Below are 16577 nucleotides of genomic sequence, written 5' to 3'. Positions count from 1 at the left end.
TTACAGCTTGCTCATAAACCGTTCCCGGTCTACGATGTAGCGGATATGGGTTCCTTCTCCGATTTTTCCCTTGCTGTCACTGGCAGTGACGCTGAACGAGAGTTTCCTGCCTTCCACCTCCTCCAGTACGGCAGTGGCCGTAACGGTTTCTCCGATGCCCGAAGGCTTGGTGTGTACTATCTGGATGGAGGCGCCAACGGTAGAGCTTCCTTCTTCCAACTGGTCTTTTACGGCATTCATGGCCGCATTTTCCATCAATGCCACCATTGCCGGGGTGGCGAACACAGGCAGGTCTCCCGAACCCATCGTCAGTGCGGTATTTTCCGGAGTCACCTGAGTCGTACTGGTATATGTAAGTCCTTTTTCCATATAAATGATTAATTGAATATAAATGATTGATTACGCATTGCTGGTCTCATTGGCCGGTTGAAAATCCTTTCCGGACGGACGCTGGAAGACCCTCAGGCCGAATTCAGGAAGCATGGCAATGAAGTGGTCGAAGATTTCTCCCTGCAGGCTTTCGTATTTGATCCACTCCGTTGTATCCGAGAAGCAGTACACCTCCAGCGGAAGCCCTTCCGGAGTCGGCTGCATCTGTCTCACCATAATCATGAGTTCTTTATGTACTTTCGGGTGCTGCTTCAGGTAGTTTTGCAGGTAGTCACGGAATACCCTCAGATTGACTGGCGGTTGTGCCTGGGCAGCTTCTTCCGGTGTCAGCCATCCTTTCTCCACAAAATGTTTCTTTTCCTCTTCCGTGCAGAAATGTACCGAAGTCATGTCGATATACAGGGAACGCTTGATGCGCCGTCCACCGGTCTCCCGCATTCCCCTCCAGTTCTGGAACGAATCGCTGACTAGGGCATAGGGAGGGATGGTAGTGATGGTCTTGTCGAAGTTCCGGACCTTTACCGTAGTCAGCGAGACTTCCAGCACGTCTCCGTCGGCTCCGTATTTGGGCATCGTAATCCAGTCGCCCGGACGCAGCATGTCATTGGCTGAGAGTTGCACTCCGGCTACCAGTCCCAGGATACTGTCCTTGAAAATCAACATCAGTACGGCTGCCGAGGCTCCCAGACCGGCCAGGATGGTGGTGGCATCCTGATTGATCAGTACACTGATAATGATGATGATGCCCACTCCGATGGCAATCAGGTTGATCATCTGGTAGATTCCTTTCAGCGGACGGTTGCGCAGGCGTTCGTGTTCATTCGAAATCTCGTACAGCGAGTTCAGGAACTGGTTGATCAGCATCAGTCCGGCTACGATGATGTAGATTACACAACCCTTCTGCAGTACATTGAGCAGGTACTCCATGTCGCGGAAGGCAAAGGGCATCAGTATGTGCAGTACGATGGGCGGTATTAGCCGGCAGAAAGCCTTGAGCATCCGGTCGTTGAACAGATAGTCGTCCCAGGTGGCCTTGGTCTGTTCCGTAATCTTTCTGATGACCGGCATGATCAGGTGGCGGAACAGCTTGGTGGCCAGATAAGCTATCAGGAGAATACCAATGATGATTGTGATGCGGGTGCTCCAGCTGAGGTTTTCCTTTTGGATTCCCAGCAGGGTCAGTATCTGTGCAATTTCTTCATTTACTTCGTTCATGGTTCTGTGAATTACTTTATATTTTCGTGATGCACAAAGATACACATGTTTTTGAAATCTGCCCGTTCCGCTTCGTTAAACAAACGGAAACTTTTTCTGCCAGACTCATTTCAAACTGTGGCCGTATAAGGGATGGAAATAAAAAACTGATGCACATTTTCACATCTTCCGTGCATTTTCTTGTTATATCTTTTTGCAGAACAAATGCTTTCACTAAATTTGCCGTCAGATAATTACTAATACCAAAATATAGATCTAATGAGTTTGAAAATTGTAGTATTGGCAAAACAGGTTCCCGATACTCGTTGCGTTGGGAAAGATGCCATGAATGCCGACGGTACTATCAACCGTGCGGCTCTTCCGGCCATTTTTAATCCGGAAGACTTGAATGCCTTGGAACAGGCACTCAGACTGAAAGACACACATCCGGGGTCTACCGTTACTATTCTGACAATGGGTCCGGGCCGTGCCGCAGAAGTGATTCGTGAAGGATTATATAGAGGTGCTGACAACGGTTATCTGCTGACTGACCGTGCGTTTGCTGGTGCTGATACACTGGCTACCTCGTATGCTTTGGCTACGGCTATCCGTAAGATCGGTGAATATGACATCATCATCGGTGGCCGTCAGGCAATCGACGGTGATACCGCACAGGTAGGACCGCAGGTGGCAGAAAAACTGGGATTGCCTCAGGTTACTTACGTAGAGGAAATCCAGGAAGTGAGAGAAAATTATATCCGTGTAAAACGTCATATCGACGGTGGTGTGGAAACCGTGGAAGGCCCGCTTCCGATTGTGCTGACTGTCAACGGCAGTGCGGCTCCTTGCCGTCCGCGCAATGCCAAACTGGTACAGAAATACAAACGTGCACTGGGCGCTCAGGAAAAAGCAGCGCTTACCAAAGACGGGGCTGCACTTCCGTATGCAGAGTTGTACGAAAGCCGTCCTTATCTGAACATTGTGGAATGGAGCGTGGCCGATGTAAATGGTGATACGAAACAATGCGGTCTGTCGGGCTCACCGACAAAGGTGAAGAAGATTGAAAACATCATCTTCCAGGCAAAGGAAAGCAAGACCATTACCGGCAGCGATGCAGATGTAGAGAATTTGATTGTTGAACTGTTGGCTAACCATACTATCGGATAAAGACTATGAATAACGTATTTGTATATTGTGAGATGGAAGGTGCCCATGTGGCCGATGTCAGTCTCGAACTTCTTACCAAGGGCCGTAAGTTAGCCACAGAACTGGGTTGCCAGCTGGAAGCCATCTGTGCCGGCTCTGCACTTACTGATGTAGAAAAACAAGTATTGCCTTACGGGGTTGACCGTGTGCATGTGTTCGATGCTCCGGGCTTGTTCCCTTATACTTCATTGCCTCATACTTCTATTCTGGTGAATCTCTTCAAGGAAGAAAAACCGCAGATCTGTCTGATGGGTGCTACCGTTATCGGCCGCGACCTCGGTCCGCGTGTATCTTCTGCACTGACCAGCGGTCTGACTGCCGACTGTACTCAGCTGGAAATCGGTAACCACGAAGACAAGAAGAACGGGGTGACTTATGAAAACCTGTTGTATCAGATCCGTCCGGCTTTCGGCGGAAACATCGTGGCTACCATCATCAATCCGGAACACCGTCCTCAGATGGCTACCGTACGTGAAGGTGTGATGAAGAAAGAAATCATTGATACTAATTATCAGGGCGAGGTGATCCGTCACGACGTGGCTAAGTTTGTTCCTGAAACCGACTATGTGGTAAAGGTAATCGACCGCCATGTGGAAAAGGCTAAACACAACCTGAAGGGTGCTCCTATCGTCATCGCCGGTGGTTACGGTATGGGCAGCAAGGAAGGCTTTGACATGCTGTTCGAACTGGCTAAGGAACTGCACGCCGAAGTAGGTGCCAGCCGTGCGGCTGTGGATGCCGGTTTCTGCGAACACGACCGTCAGATCGGACAGACAGGTGTAACGGTTCATCCTAAACTGTACATTGCTTGTGGTATTTCCGGACAGATCCAGCACATTGCCGGTATGCAGGATGCAGGTATCATCATCTCGGTCAACAACGACCCGAATGCCCCTATCAATACGATAGCCGACTATGTAATCAACGGAACCGTGGAAGAAGTGATTCCGAAAATGATTAAGTATTATAAGAAGAATAGTAAATAATAATTTTAGGCTAAGTATGGGATGTAGATTTTTGCTAGGGTTTCTGTTAATGCCATTTCTGCCTGTACCTTCTTTCTCACAAGATACTATTTATCTTGATAAGAAAGACAGATGGCTGGATGGTAAAGAGAATGCTTTTAGATATTGCGTTCAGACAGAATTGTCAAAAGAGAATATAGAAGTAAAAATCTATAATCTTGGAGACACACTATTATATCTACATCATTTCTCCGAATTCGTAGATAACCCCAAACGGCGCGTGCTGAATGGGAAATCTATTGTTTATTATGCCGATGGACAACCATCTGATACATATACTAATGTCAAGGGAAAAAAAGAAGGAGAATACTGCCGGTTTTATAAGGATGGCAAATTGAAGTATCGCTGCCATTTTATAAAGGATAAACGGGAAGGCCTTGTTGAAATGTATTACCCTGATGGTACGTTATGGCGTACAGAAGAATTTAAAAAGGGTGTTTCTCAAGGCGGTCATGTATACGATAAAGAAGGAAAAGAGATTGATTTTTATCCTTCGGAACGTATGGCGGTTTTTCCAGGTGGTTCAGATGCATTGTTGTCTTTTATGAAGGAACATATACGTTATCCGGAAGAAGCTGCCAGTCAACATATAGAAGGCAGAGTAATTGTGCAACTGGTGTTTGACAAAGGTGGACGGATAAAGGGTTATAATGTTCTTCCTGAAAGTGTGGACAATTATTATCTAAGGGCAGAAGCGATACGTTTTGTTGAGGAAGACTTGATGAAAATCGAATGGGAGCCTGCTGTGCGATTTGGAGAATTCATAAGGATACGTTATACAGTACCTGTTACATTTAAATTACAAGCCCGAAAAGCCTTAAAATAAAAAATATAAGATTATGTCAAACTTTTATACAGAACATCCGGAACTCAAGTTTCACTTGAACAATCCGTTGATGGAGCGTATCTGTCAGTTGAAAGAACGCGACTATAGAGATAAAGACGAATTCGATTACGCACCGCAGGATTATGCCGATGCCATCGATTCTTACGATAAAGTACTGGAAATTACCGGTGAGATTACCGGTGAAATCATCGCTGCCAATGCAGAAGGTGTAGACGAAGAAGGTCCTCACTGTGCCAACGGACGTGTGGAATATGCTTCGGGTACTAAGGCTAACCTGGATGCAATGGTGAAGGCCGGTCTGAACGGTATGACGATGCCGCGCCGTTTCGGTGGTCTGAACTTCCCGATTACTCCGTATACCATGTGTGCCGAAATCGTGGCTGCTGCGGATGCCGGTTTTGGTAACATCTGGTCACTGCAGGACTGTATCGAAACCCTGTATGAGTTCGGTAATGAGGACCAGCACAGCCGATTCATCCCTCGTATCTGTGCCGGTGAAACCATGTCTATGGACTTGACAGAACCGGATGCAGGTTCCGACTTGCAGAGTGTGATGCTGAAGGCTACTTACGATGAGGCAAACAACTGCTGGCGCCTGAACGGTGTGAAGCGTTTCATCACCAACGGTGACGCTCACCTGCACCTGGTACTGGCCCGTTCGGAAGAGGGTACACACGACGGCCGTGGCTTGTCAATGTTTATCTATGACAAGAACGACGGCGGAGTGGATGTACGCCGTATCGAGAACAAACTGGGTATCCACGGTTCTCCTACTTGTGAACTGGTGTACAAGAATGCGAAGGCTGAATTGTGCGGCGAACGCAAGTTGGGATTGATCAAATACGTGATGGCATTGATGAACGGTGCCCGTCTGGGTATTGCAGCTCAGTCAGTAGGTCTGAGCCAGGCTGCATACAATGAGGCTTTGGCTTATGCGAAAGACCGTAAGCAGTTCGGCAAAGCCATTATCGAATTCCCGGCAGTATACGATATGCTGTCTACCATCAAGGCAAAACTGGATGCCGGCCGTGCCCTGCTGTACCAGACTGCCCGTTATGTAGATATCTACAAGGCTTTGGATGACATTGCCCGCGAACGCAAACTGACTCCGGAAGAACGCCAGGAACAGAAGCGCTATGCCAAACTGGCCGACAGCTTTACTCCGCTGGCAAAGGGTATGAACTCTGAATATGCCAACCAGAATGCATACGACTGTATTCAGGTTCACGGAGGTTCCGGCTTCATGATGGAATATGCCTGCCAGCGCATTTACCGCGATGCCCGTATCACCAGCATTTACGAAGGTACTACTCAGCTGCAGACCGTTGCGGCTATCCGTTATGTGACCAACGGAGCTTATGCGGCTACTTTGCATGAATACGAAATGGTTCCGTGCGCTCCTGAATACGAAGGATACATGGACCGTATCAAGAACATGACACGTAAGTTTGAGGCTTGCACCAATGCAGTCAAGGAAGCACAGAACCAGGAACTGCTGGATCTGGTAGCCCGTCGTCTGTACGAAATGGCTGCAGTCTGCGTAATGAGCCATCTGCTCTTGCAGGATGCTACCAAGGCTCCGGAAATGTTCGGTAAGTCACTGAACGTATATGTGAACTATGCAGAGGCTGAAATTGAAAAGCATTTCAACTTCATCCGCAAGTTCCAGGCCGAAGAATTGGAAAGCTACCGTAAATAATCATCCGTAAGGAAACGGTGCTGTCTGCACCTTGATCATAGCGTCTCCCTGAAGGTTTTCCCGAATCTTCAGGGAGATTTTTTTGTAGGTATATTCCCGTTTCTGTTTGTAAATAAAAATATACAGAAATAAAATTGCTGTAATAGTTTCAAATTATTCTCATTTAGCCTTCCTCATAAATTCTTTGGTACAGAATACGGGGATAAGCGGATTGTGGCATTGCGTGCCAACCCGTAATTTTGCAGTGAAAAATCTGCCTGAGAAAGGCGGAAAGTAATTAAAAAAAGATAACACATATGCGTATGAGAAAATTTCTATTACATGTGAAGAATGGCTTTTTCATGATAGCCATGTTTTTTGCGCTTGCAGGCGGACTGTCGCTCGCATCGTGCAGCGGAGACACTCCGGGCAATGAAGATGACGGAGAACTGACGGATGGAACCGGAGGTGGTGGCGGAGACGAAGGGGGAGATACTCAGGAACCTCCGTATTACAGTCCGGATATCTTTGTGGGAGTCTGGATATTGTATCAGGATTCGGATAACCAGGGAAATGTCACGATATACGATGATCCGGATATGGAATACAGCATGATGTTTGAAAGTGACAAGAAGCATGGAAGCTATCGTATTTTCTGGTCGGGAACCCCAATCATTGAGGACTTTAAATGGAGCATGGGACCGGGCAAGAAAATGCATATCGTCGAGTTGTCAGGCGGCGAGTACGATTGGGATGTGTTCATGGAACCCGGCAATACCTGCATGACGCTGAGCAAGTATACGGGCGACTATTATGAAGCACATATTTATTATAAAAAAGGATATTTGCCCTGATTTTCTCGCTTTGTCCATGAACATGGACTGGAGAATGCTGCAATGTCTCCAGCCGGTGTCGGTTTCCCGGAGATGAGGCTTGAGCCTATTGTATGTCGGGCTTGCAGCGATTTCCGGATGAAACTTTCTTTACTGATTATTCATAGTGCCGTATCTGCCTTTGTGAAAAGGGATACGGCATTTTTTCTGAGAATGTTTCCTTACGGATGTTTCAGAACATACGGCGGACTGGCGGGAGGAATCATTCCAGCAGGTGGCGGAACCTCTTTCTCAGCCACCAGTTGAATCCGGCCAGTATCGGTAAGGTACCCAGCATGGGGAGGTAAAATCCCCACTCTCTGGAAAATGTCAGTTGTCCGGCCAGTCTGTGAATGAAGGCCAGTAGCGGTTCGCTGTACCACCAGTACAGTCCTCCCAGGCATCCGGTTGCCATGAACAGGGTAGTGCAGACCATGAGTACAAACAACTGTCGTTCCCGCTGTTTTTCCTTTCTGAGCCGTTCCTGCTCCAGCCGTTGCAGCATGCGGTAGGTGAAATTGCTGGCAAGCCTCACCGGCTTTTCGCTTTTCAGCGCCTGTCTGATTCCTTTATCTTCCCATTTTCCGTTGTCGTTCATCTGTCGTCGTTTTGAAGGAGTACATAGAGTTTCTTGCGTATCCGGAACAGCTTGATTTTTACGTTACTTTCCGACAGGTTCAAGATCTGTCCGATTTCACTCACCGGCCGTTCCTCTTCGTAATAGAGTGTGACGAGGGCCCTTTCTTCGGCAGTCAACCGTGTCAGCGCCTGTTGGAGCCGCTGGATCTGTGCTTCCGAGTCGTCATTGAGTTCCTCATCTATCCGGGTATCCGAGAGATTTTCCCACTGCCTCTCATCCAGTGCCAGCACTTCCTCCTGGCGGTTCCGCCGCAGGAAAGAAAGGGCCGTATTATAGGCGATGCGGTAAATCCACGTAGCAAAACTGCTTTGCTGGCCGAACGATCCCAGGTGTTCAAAAGCCTTCATGAAGGTATCCTGTGTCAGTTCTTCGGCATCTGCCTCTACATGCACCATGCGGACAATCAGGTGAAAGACTGCCTGTCCGTACGTATCCAGGAAATAGGCATATTCTTCCTCCTTTCCTGCCAGTATCTGCATGATGATATGTGCCTCGTTTTTCTTCATTTGTCCGTTTAGACGCAATATCGGGCCGCCGGTTACAGGGAGAGAAGAAAAAAATTCCCGGAAAAAGTGTAACCGCTTTCCCGGAGTGGCGTCTAACAGGACAAAGAAACAAAATATTTATCTTTAAAATGAAAAGAATATGGAAGAATTGATGGTAGTAGCCAATGTGGCCATTATTTTTGGAGTGATTTATAAATTGTTCGAACTGTTTGCCTGCCGCAGGGAGCGGATGATGCTGATTGAGAAATTATCGTCGGAAGACCTTACCAGCGGAAAGAAACTGAACGTGAAGTTGCCTGCTTCGTTCAGTCCGTTGCGCTTGGGGTGTCTGCTGCTGGGACTGGGACTGGGATTGCTGGTGGGTTACTCCCTGGCACTGGTTTCACAACCGGAATATTTTACCGAGGAGGTTTCGCATACGGTAAAGGAAACCGTATCGATTATCTATGCGGCCAGTGTATTGCTGGGAGGCGGACTCGGATCGGTGGTTGCTTTCCTGATAGAGGTGAAGTGTACTGGCAAACAGGAGGAATGAGTGGTGTCTGCCTTTGGCACGGTGGGTAAAGGCCGGTTTATACCGATAAAAGTGAAGAAAACCAGTCTCCCTGCGGATACGGAAACTGCAGATGCAGCAACGTATCGCAGGGAGATTTTTGTTAAAAAGTATATGTAAATCCCAGATGATTATTAAAACGTGTTATAAAACATAGTTTTTCTCTTGGAAAATTTGGCAACTAGTCAGAAGTCCGTATCTTTGCAATGTGTTTTTCATAGTATTAGATTTAAGGTTAACAAAGGTTGGAGTACAGCGGTACTCCTTTTTTTATGTCCGTACGTTTCCTGAATGATACCGAAGGCTTTCCGAATTCGTTTTTCCCATGAATAATATTGCCCTGTACCCTTGTGATATCAATGGAAGACATGATGGTTTATTTCAACCTCCGCAGCGGGGCTGTACAACTTCCGTATGGGGGGTATACGACTTTCGTACGGAGGTCGGACAACCTCTGGCCGAGGGGTAAAGAAGGCATTATCTTGTGCTGCGGAAGGTATCGTGAAAGCGATAAATTCATTTGCATTTGTTTGGTGATTTTGGTGGGAATTGCTAATTTTGTTATGTTGTTACCTAACGTAGATTACTATGATTCAAAAAATGCTGCTTTTGCTGATAGGATGCCTATGCTTTTCGATGCTGCCGGCACAAAAACTGAGTATCCCTTTGCCTGCCGACTTTTATCAGGTGGGAACTTCTGAAAATTCTCCTTATGTATTGTTGACCATGCGCCCGATAAAAAAAGGGTATTATACAAATAAAGGAACGTATTGTGTGGTAGATGCCACTACGGGCCAGACCTTATGGACACGCGAACTGGATTACCGTCTGGCTTCTGTCAGTCTGCTGACCGACAAAGTGTTGTATACTTCGGGGATAAAGGCTGTGCTGTACGATTGCAGGACAGGAGAAAAGGTAGGACAGGAGAAAATCCTGACAACTTACATTGATGTGGAACGTGATGTATGGATCGGTTATCGGAGTGAGTTTAACCACAAGGTGAAATGCCTGCAGCTGAGTACGGGAAAGCTGCTGTGGGAGCAGGAGATTCCTTGCCGTACAGGCCGTGCATGGTGGAGCCTGCAGCGTGTCGGTGAAAACCATCTGCTTTTTGTCGCCGATAACCTTTGTCTGCTGAATCTGCAGACCGGCGAACTTAAGGTGCATGAGGCCAAGACAAATATACCCAATGTGAAGGCAAATTTCGCGGTGGGTGCATTGAGTGCCTTGTCTTTTGCATTGGGGGGAGGAGCTATGGCGACTTCTAACGGGAGGACGGGGGGACTGTTCTCCAATGTATTGAACGAGGAGGGACGTTACTATTTTTCAGACCGGACACATCTGGCCTGCATGGACAGTACGCTGAATGAAATCTGGCGGTACGATTTTCCGGAGAAGGAAACTGCCGGTGCCCGTCTGGTGTGCAAGGGGGATACGCTGTTCATGTTGAATGAGGGGACAGGAGTTTTCGGAAACCGGGTGTTGAAGGTTGGAAAACCCTTTTTTGCTGCCTTCCGGAAGTCGACGGGAGAAAAACTGAATCTGGATTATCTTCCCGAGGAATGGGATAAGGAGCACTGGGGAAAGTTCCTGAACTTTGTATCCGGTCATCTCTTCCTCCGGGATGCTTCGGGCGAGGCTTTTTCGCCGCTTTATCGTCCGGGCAATGTATATCCGTTGTTTACAGCCTGGGATGATGTCGCGTTGGTAAACAGCAGGCTGGACGTGCTGGCTGCATATCCTCCGGAACAGGTATATGTAGAAACTGCGCGCTTCGGAGAGGATATGCTGGTTTCTTCACTGGCGGATTCTTCGGAATGTTTTCTGTTGGATAAGGACCGCAAAGTAAAGAGCAGAATCGGTCTGTCTCGTTCGGAGATGCTGGTGAAAGGGGATAAAATCTATACCTTGGGCAATGGAAGAGGCTGCCTGATTATTTCCAGTCCGGATAAGATGAATGCTCCTTTCTGAGATATGGAGTCTTTATGAGGTGAAAAACGATGCTTTCTTAACCCTGTTGATTGTGTAAGATTAAAAATTTGCAAAGTAATCCGCTGGTCTCCTCTCCTGTGGTATTACTGCCCTTTCTGCTCCGAGTTGGAGCAGTTAGCCTTGAAGAGGGAGCTGGGGAAAGAACTGAGACAGAAGGAAGTGGGGGAGTCGGATATAATAAAAAAAGCACCGACAATCATCAGATTATCAATGCTTTTTTCCAGTCGGGGTGACTGGATTCGAACCAGCGACCACACGCCCCCCAGACGCGTACTCTAACCGGGCTGAGCTACACCCCGAATTGCGATTGCAAAGGTACTACTTTATTTTAATAAAACAAGCGCAATTCTGTATTTTTTATTGTGAAACTTTTCTTTCGGAATGAAAAATGTTTCCTTATTGCCCTTAGGATGCTTTTCGATTCTGTATAATGTCCCGGACAGCGGTTATTGCATGGTTTCGGAATAGAAGTCCAGCAGTTCGAACACCTCTTCCTTAGTGGCAATCTGATTGATCTCGATTTGTCCGACATCACGGAGCAAGGTGAAGTTGACTTCCTGGCTGGAACTGTTTTTCTTGTCGTGCAGCATGAACTCATACAGGTGGTCATAGTCCTTGCAGCCAAACATCAGTGCTCCGTAGTTTTCCTTGATGAAATGGACAGTGGTACGCAACTTCTCCTTCGGGAATCCCAGTCGGAGGTGCGAGTAATAGAGTTCACAGACCATTCCCCAGGCCACGGCATATCCGTGCAGTACGGGCTGCTGTTTTTCCAGTGCATAACTTTCAAACGCATGTCCGATGGTGTGTCCGAAGTTCAGCGCCTTGCGGATGCCTTTCTCCCGCGGATCCTGAAGTACAATGTTTTCCTTTATCTGTACAGACTGTCCGACCAGTTCCTGCAACTGCTTGTAATTGATATCGTCCAGGTCGAAACCGATCAGTTCGTTCCAGTGAGCGTCGGTGCTGATCAGTCCGTGTTTCAGCATTTCGGCATATCCCGACAGGATATTGGGGTGATCCAGGGTTTTCAGAAACTCACAGTCCAACAACACACTGTCGGCAGGAGCAAACGCACCGATTTCATTCTTTAAGCCGTTGAAATTGATACCGGTCTTTCCGCCTACCGATGCGTCTACCATGGCAAGAAGGGTTGTCGGAATGTTGATCATGTGAATTCCCCGTTTGAAGGTGGCCGCAGCAAACCCTCCCAGGTCGGTCACCATACCTCCTCCCAAATTAATCAGCAGGGAATGGCGGGTGCCTCCGCGGGAGCTCAGTTCGTTCCACACATACGCCAGGGTTTCCAGATTCTTGTGTATATCTTCTGCCCCGATCTGTATGACCGTAGTATCCTCCGGAAGACGGAGAAGCGGCAGGCAATACTGATGGGTGTGACAATCGGTCAGCACAAAGAGCTTATCATGGGGACACCGGGCCATGGATTGCTCCAGGTCGGTTTGCAGATGCTTGCAGATAATGACTTGCTGTGTACTCATAAAGATGTATTTGTTTGATGTTTGGTGCAAAAATAGAAAAAAACTCAGAAGAACATTGGCTATCGTTTACAATTAAGTATTTTTGCATGGAAATCTTGTAAAATGCTATAATTATGAAAGGAATATTACCGGTATCGTGCAGGGTTGCAGGGTATGCGCTGTTGATTCTGCTGGTATTTACTCCCATGCTTCTTTATATGTTCGGTTACGTCGATGACAGTAATTTGTTTTATATAAAATCGGGAGTCAAGTTGGGTATTTGGGCTTGTCTGTTCATGATTCTGCTGGCCCGGACTAAGGACGAGTGTGAGAAGACGGCCCAGATTCGTGGCAAGTCACTGAAATATGCCCTTTTCTTGTGGGGAATATATTATCTGTTCGTACAGGTCAGTGCAATGTGGAAGGGGGGAGTACAGACCACAGACGATTCAACCAGCATCGTGTACCTGATTCTCTGTGTATTGTGCTTTGAGTTCCTTTCCAAGAAACACCGCATCGAACAGCAGTTTAAGAAAAGGGGATAAACTCGTCGGATATGCCTCCTGGACGGGTGGGTTTAACATGGACAATATTTTAAGACTATGATAGAAAAAAAAGAAAGAGAGCAGATAGTAGCTCTGATAAAGAGAGAAGTTGTCCCGGCAATCGGTTGTACAGAACCAATTGCCGTGGCTTTGTGTACGGCTAAGGCAACGGAGGTTTTGGGATGCCGTCCGGAAAAGATAGAAGTTTATTTGAGTGCCAATATCCTGAAGAATGCAATGGGAGTCGGTATTCCCGGAACCGGAATGATCGGATTGCCCATCGCCGTGGCACTGGGAGCCCTTATCGGAAAATCGGAATATCAGCTGGAAGTGTTGAAAGATTCGACTCCGGAATGGGTAGCGGAAGGAAAAAAGATGATCGATGCCCAATGCATCAGCATTGCATTGAAAGAAAATATAGAAGAGAAACTGTATATTGAAGTCTCTTGTTCGGGAGAGAACGGAACGTCAAAGGCCATCATCAGTGGCGGACATACGCATTTTGTATATGTCAGCAAGGGTGATGAAGTGCTTCTGGATGCCTGCTCCGGCAAGGAATCGGAACAGGAAGCGGGCGACGTACAGTTGTCATTGAGAAAAGTCTATGATTTTGCCACTACGGCTCCGTTGGAAGAAATCTCCTTCATTCTTGAGGCCAAGCGCCTGAACAAGGCTGCGGCCGAACGCTCTTTCCACGAAAAATACGGTCATGAACTGGGACGTATCCTCCGTGGAAGCAAGAGTGAGAAGGATGTCATGGGCGACAATACGTTTACACACATTCTTTCTTATACCTCTGCTGCCTGCGATGCGCGTATGGCGGGTGCCATGATTCCTGTCATGAGTAATTCGGGCAGCGGTAATCAGGGAATTGCAGCTACCTTGCCGGTAGTGGTCTATGCCGATGACAATCATAAGAGTGAGGAAGAACTGACACGTGCACTGATTCTGAGCCATCTCACAGCAATCTATATCAAGCAGAGCCTGGGACGTCTGTCGGCGCTGTGCGGATGTGTGGTGGCGGCTACAGGAAGCAGCTGTGGTATTACTTATCTGATGGGAGGAGGATATCAGCAGGTGATGTTTGCCGTACAGAACATGATTGCGAACCTGACAGGTATGATTTGTGACGGTGCCAAACCGAGTTGTGCGCTGAAACTGACGAGTGGGGTTTCTACGGCTGTCTTTTCGGCCATTCTGGCGATGGAGAAGAAATGCGTGTCATCCATCGAGGGAATCATCGAGGAGGACGTAGACCGGAGTATCCGTAACCTGACCCGAATCGGGTCGGAAGCAATGAATGAAACAGACCGGATGGTCCTGGATATGATGACTCACAAGCACTGTGATTGATAGTACCCTGTACTGGCTATGAAGGAAAATCAGGATACAGTGTATATTCATGGATTGATTTCAGAGGGAGAGCATCTGCGTCAGGATTTTAAATTTGCGATTTCGGATCCTCGGAAAATCGCGAGGAGTCTGTCTGCTTTTTCCAATACGAAGGGAGGCCGGTTGCTGGTGGGTGTGAAAGACAACGGCAGGATAGCCGGAGTGGACTGGGAGGAAGAGGTGTATATGATTGAGGCTGCGGCCGAGATGTATTGCAAGCCGGTGGTTCCGCTGGTCAACCGGCGGTTCCGGGTGGAAGGAAAGGATGTGCTGGAGGTGTATGTGGCCGAAAGCGACCGGAAGCCGGTCTGTGCTTTGGATGAATCGAACCGTCCGTGGGCGTATGTGCGGATTGCGGATGAGAATATTCTGGCTTCGGCTGTACATCTGGAAATCTGGAAGAATGCCGAAGTGGAGAATGCGCCTCGTGTGGTATATACGGGAGAAGAGAAAAAGTTGCTGGAGGTACTGGACAGGGAAGGTAAACTGACACTGAATCAGTGCAGTCGGAAGAGTGGGTTGGAACGCAGGGTGTGTACGCAGCTGCTGGCCGACTTTATCCGTTTTGAACTGGTGGAAGTGGTGTTCGTTGAGCATACTTTTTATTTTAAACTGAAAGATACTGACTGAAATACGATAAAAGATGCCTATCTTTGTATCGGAAATGGAATGATAAAATAACAAACGTAATAATATGGGTATTTTTACACTTTTTAAAAAGAAACAGCAGGAAGAGGCTGAGGATGTGGTACGCGTAGGGGGCATGGAGGATTTCATGACATTGATCCGGGTGTATTACCAGGCTGTAATGGCCGCACAACTGGGCATTAGTAATATCAACTTCTTGCCGGATATGGCAGTGTTCAAGCGTACACTGAAAATTCCTACTCAGAACAATAAACTGGGTATTGCGGAAAAGTCGCGCTGCAAGAAAATGTTGGTGGAAATTTATGGACTGAACGATGCGTTCTTCAAGGAAATTGATGCGTCTATCAAGAAAAACTGCAAGAATGTGAATGATATCAAGAATTATCTGTTCATGTTCCAGGGATTCAGCCAGGACCTGATGATGGTGATCGGCAACCTGATGCAGTGGAAGTTCCGCATGCCGGGAATGTTCAAGAAGATGTTGCGTAATATGACGGACAAAGCGGTACATGATATCCTGACCAAGCTCGACTGGAAGGATGACAGTGTGCATAAGACTTGTCTGAATATCCGCCGTTACCAGCATGCGCTCGGCTATTCGGAAAGCTGGATGAGTGACTATGTATATAATATCGTAGTACTGGCAAAGAAAGAGCCGAAACCTAAGGCATAACGGCTGAAGATATGGAGGGATTGCCTTTGGTGGAGAATCATCCGCTGGAACCTTTTCTGCCTGCAGGGGCGAAGCTTCTGATGTTAGGGAGTTTTCCGCCTCAGCAGAAACGGTGGAGCATGGATTTCTTTTATCCGAATATCCAGAATGATATGTGGCGGATTTTCGGATTTATTTTTTTCGGTGACAGGGATTTTTTTCTGAAGCCGGGGAAAAAGGCTTTTGATAAGGAGAAGATTGCCGGTTTCTTAAGTGAAAAGGGGGTGGCACTGTATGATGCGGCTTCGAGTGTGAGGCGTCTGCAGGACAATGCTTCGGATAAATTTCTGGAGGTGGTTGAGCCGACTGATATCGGATTACTGTTGAGGCAGTTGCCGCAGTGCAGGGGGATTGTGACTACCGGGCAGAAGGCGACTGATGTAGTCTGTGAGACCTTTCATATTGAACCTCCTTCGGTGGGAGAGCGGCAGTCGTTTGAATTTGCCGACAGGAAGTTGTATCTGTACCGTATGCCTTCTTCCAGCAGGGCTTATCCTTTGAAATTGGAAAAGAAAGCGGAAGTCTACCGGAAGATGCTGGCAGATTTTGGTTTGATAGAAATGGATAATTTTTAAGCGAAACGCTTGCATATATAAAAAATTGTCGTACCTTTGCACACGCAAACACGGGAATAGCTCAGTTGGTAGAGCATCGGTCTCCAAAACCGAGTGTCGGGAGTTCGAGCCTCTCTTCCCGTGCAACGAACGAGGGCTGAAACATCAAGTTTCAGCCCTCGTTCGTTTATGGATTAATAAGGGACACTCAGTAAATAGGCTCAGTAGAAATTTAGTGGGGATAAATTTGTAATCTAATCGAATAGTTCTTTACTTTACAGCATGGAAAACGATTATTTGAGCATGTTGGCCAGTATTGTACTGCCCACACAGATATTGGATTAC

At 47.4% G+C, this 16577-nt stretch carries 17 protein-coding genes and 2 tRNA genes; 13 read left to right on the top strand and 6 right to left on the bottom strand.

Going from position 1 to position 16577, the window contains the following annotated elements; translation table 11 throughout:
* Window positions 1–369, bottom strand: coding sequence for a thioesterase family protein (locus H3001_RS07070; RefSeq protein WP_178244500.1), 369 nt, complete (start codon window positions 367–369; stop codon window positions 1–3).
* Between the two features lie 30 nt (window positions 370–399).
* Window positions 400–1605, bottom strand: a complete 1206-nt coding sequence (locus H3001_RS07065) for a mechanosensitive ion channel family protein (RefSeq protein WP_181214498.1) — start codon at window positions 1603–1605, stop codon at window positions 400–402.
* Window positions 1606–1863: 258 nt separating this feature from the next.
* Here H3001_RS07065 and H3001_RS07060 point away from each other — a divergent pair, with 258 nt between their 5' ends.
* The 5 genes from H3001_RS07060 to H3001_RS07040 all read left to right on the top strand — a co-directional run bounded on the left by H3001_RS07060 (window position 1864) and on the right by H3001_RS07040 (window position 7194).
* On the top strand, window positions 1864–2751 hold the full coding sequence (locus H3001_RS07060) for an electron transfer flavoprotein subunit beta/FixA family protein (RefSeq protein WP_178244498.1): 888 nt from the start codon (window positions 1864–1866) through the stop codon (window positions 2749–2751).
* A 5-nt stretch (window positions 2752–2756) separates the two neighbouring features.
* On the top strand, window positions 2757–3776 hold the full coding sequence (locus H3001_RS07055) for an electron transfer flavoprotein subunit alpha/FixB family protein (protein WP_178244497.1): 1020 nt from the start codon (window positions 2757–2759) through the stop codon (window positions 3774–3776).
* Between the two features lie 16 nt (window positions 3777–3792).
* Window positions 3793–4641, top strand: a complete 849-nt coding sequence (locus H3001_RS07050; RefSeq protein WP_181214497.1) for an energy transducer TonB — start codon at window positions 3793–3795, stop codon at window positions 4639–4641.
* A gap of 13 nt (window positions 4642–4654) precedes the next feature.
* A complete protein-coding gene (locus tag H3001_RS07045; RefSeq protein ID WP_178244495.1) occupies window positions 4655–6361 on the top strand; it encodes an acyl-CoA dehydrogenase family protein in 1707 nt (568 codons plus the stop codon).
* A gap of 302 nt (window positions 6362–6663) precedes the next feature.
* Window positions 6664–7194, top strand: a complete 531-nt coding sequence (locus tag H3001_RS07040; RefSeq protein WP_181214496.1) for a hypothetical protein — start codon at window positions 6664–6666, stop codon at window positions 7192–7194.
* Between the two features lie 241 nt (window positions 7195–7435).
* Here the strand turns inward: H3001_RS07040 and H3001_RS07035 are convergent, their stop codons facing one another.
* Together H3001_RS07035 and H3001_RS07030 are read right to left on the bottom strand one after the other, a co-directional pair.
* Window positions 7436–7810: a hypothetical protein gene (locus H3001_RS07035; RefSeq protein ID WP_181214495.1), complete on the bottom strand. Its 375-nt coding sequence runs from the start codon at window positions 7808–7810 to the stop codon at window positions 7436–7438.
* Entirely contained in the window at window positions 7807–8358 is a 552-nt protein-coding gene (locus H3001_RS07030; protein ID WP_178244492.1) for an RNA polymerase sigma factor, read from the bottom strand. Before H3001_RS07030 ends, H3001_RS07035 begins: the two co-directional genes overlap by 4 nt.
* Window positions 8359–8497: 139 nt before the next feature.
* Between H3001_RS07030 and H3001_RS07025 the strand changes: the two genes are divergently transcribed.
* Window positions 8498–8893, top strand: a complete 396-nt coding sequence (locus H3001_RS07025; RefSeq protein WP_181214494.1) for a DUF6249 domain-containing protein — start codon at window positions 8498–8500, stop codon at window positions 8891–8893.
* A 606-nt stretch (window positions 8894–9499) separates the two neighbouring features.
* The gene (locus tag H3001_RS07020) at window positions 9500–10882 is read left to right on the top strand and encodes a hypothetical protein (RefSeq protein WP_181214493.1); all 1383 of its coding nucleotides are present in this window, start codon (window positions 9500–9502) and stop codon (window positions 10880–10882) included.
* 245 nt (window positions 10883–11127) lie between these two features.
* On the opposite strand, the gene H3001_RS07015 is transcribed toward H3001_RS07020, so the two are convergent.
* Window positions 11128–11202 (bottom strand) — tRNA-Pro (locus tag H3001_RS07015).
* A gap of 147 nt (window positions 11203–11349) precedes the next feature.
* Window positions 11350–12402, bottom strand: coding sequence for a 3-dehydroquinate synthase (gene aroB / locus H3001_RS07010; protein ID WP_178243960.1), 1053 nt, complete (start codon window positions 12400–12402; stop codon window positions 11350–11352).
* 113 nt (window positions 12403–12515) lie between these two features.
* Here aroB and H3001_RS07005 point away from each other — a divergent pair, with 113 nt between their 5' ends.
* The 6 genes from H3001_RS07005 (at window position 12516) to H3001_RS06980 (ending at window position 16376) form a co-directional block, all read left to right on the top strand.
* Complete coding sequence (locus H3001_RS07005; protein WP_178243962.1) at window positions 12516–12926, top strand: hypothetical protein; 411 nt, start codon at window positions 12516–12518, stop codon at window positions 12924–12926.
* A 57-nt stretch (window positions 12927–12983) separates the two neighbouring features.
* On the top strand, window positions 12984–14279 hold the full coding sequence (locus H3001_RS07000) for an L-cysteine desulfidase family protein (RefSeq protein WP_178243964.1): 1296 nt from the start codon (window positions 12984–12986) through the stop codon (window positions 14277–14279).
* A gap of 18 nt (window positions 14280–14297) precedes the next feature.
* Entirely contained in the window at window positions 14298–14948 is a 651-nt protein-coding gene (locus H3001_RS06995) for an AlbA family DNA-binding domain-containing protein (RefSeq protein ID WP_181214492.1), read from the top strand.
* 64 nt (window positions 14949–15012) lie between these two features.
* The gene (locus H3001_RS06990) at window positions 15013–15639 is read left to right on the top strand and encodes a hypothetical protein (protein WP_178243967.1); all 627 of its coding nucleotides are present in this window, start codon (window positions 15013–15015) and stop codon (window positions 15637–15639) included.
* A gap of 11 nt (window positions 15640–15650) precedes the next feature.
* Entirely contained in the window at window positions 15651–16253 is a 603-nt protein-coding gene (locus H3001_RS06985) for a uracil-DNA glycosylase family protein (RefSeq protein ID WP_178243969.1), read from the top strand.
* Window positions 16254–16303: 50 nt separating this feature from the next.
* A tRNA-Trp gene (locus H3001_RS06980) sits at window positions 16304–16376 on the top strand.
* Window positions 16377–16577 lie beyond the last annotated feature (201 nt).

The organism is Phocaeicola faecicola (genome assembly GCF_013618865.1).
In the GTDB taxonomy this organism is placed as follows: Bacteria; Bacteroidota; Bacteroidia; order Bacteroidales; family Bacteroidaceae; genus Phocaeicola; species Phocaeicola faecicola.
The sequence above is the reverse complement of the archived record's forward strand: the minus strand, read 5'-3'. Positions and strand labels throughout refer to the sequence as shown.

Bases quoted from the DNA above. Each gene is read 5' to 3' on its own strand.
- H3001_RS07070 (WP_178244500.1), bottom strand. From the start codon at position 369: ATGGAAAAAGGACTTACATATACCAGTACGACTCAGGTGACTCCGGAA.
- H3001_RS07065 (WP_181214498.1), bottom strand. From the start codon at position 1,605: ATGAACGAAGTAAATGAAGAAATTGCACAGATACTGACCCTGCTGGGA.
- H3001_RS07060 (WP_178244498.1), top strand. From the start codon at position 1,864: ATGAGTTTGAAAATTGTAGTATTGGCAAAACAGGTTCCCGATACTCGT.
- H3001_RS07055 (WP_178244497.1), top strand. From the start codon at position 2,757: ATGAATAACGTATTTGTATATTGTGAGATGGAAGGTGCCCATGTGGCC.
- H3001_RS07050 (WP_181214497.1), top strand. From the start codon at position 3,793: ATGGGATGTAGATTTTTGCTAGGGTTTCTGTTAATGCCATTTCTGCCT.
- H3001_RS07045 (WP_178244495.1), top strand. From the start codon at position 4,655: ATGTCAAACTTTTATACAGAACATCCGGAACTCAAGTTTCACTTGAAC.
- H3001_RS07040 (WP_181214496.1), top strand. From the start codon at position 6,664: ATGAGAAAATTTCTATTACATGTGAAGAATGGCTTTTTCATGATAGCC.
- H3001_RS07035 (WP_181214495.1), bottom strand. From the start codon at position 7,810: ATGAACGACAACGGAAAATGGGAAGATAAAGGAATCAGACAGGCGCTG.
- H3001_RS07030 (WP_178244492.1), bottom strand. From the start codon at position 8,358: ATGAAGAAAAACGAGGCACATATCATCATGCAGATACTGGCAGGAAAG.
- H3001_RS07025 (WP_181214494.1), top strand. From the start codon at position 8,498: ATGGAAGAATTGATGGTAGTAGCCAATGTGGCCATTATTTTTGGAGTG.
- H3001_RS07020 (WP_181214493.1), top strand. From the start codon at position 9,500: ATGATTCAAAAAATGCTGCTTTTGCTGATAGGATGCCTATGCTTTTCG.
- aroB (WP_178243960.1), bottom strand. From the start codon at position 12,402: ATGAGTACACAGCAAGTCATTATCTGCAAGCATCTGCAAACCGACCTG.
- H3001_RS07005 (WP_178243962.1), top strand. From the start codon at position 12,516: ATGAAAGGAATATTACCGGTATCGTGCAGGGTTGCAGGGTATGCGCTG.
- H3001_RS07000 (WP_178243964.1), top strand. From the start codon at position 12,984: ATGATAGAAAAAAAAGAAAGAGAGCAGATAGTAGCTCTGATAAAGAGA.
- H3001_RS06995 (WP_181214492.1), top strand. From the start codon at position 14,298: ATGAAGGAAAATCAGGATACAGTGTATATTCATGGATTGATTTCAGAG.
- H3001_RS06990 (WP_178243967.1), top strand. From the start codon at position 15,013: ATGGGTATTTTTACACTTTTTAAAAAGAAACAGCAGGAAGAGGCTGAG.
- H3001_RS06985 (WP_178243969.1), top strand. From the start codon at position 15,651: ATGGAGGGATTGCCTTTGGTGGAGAATCATCCGCTGGAACCTTTTCTG.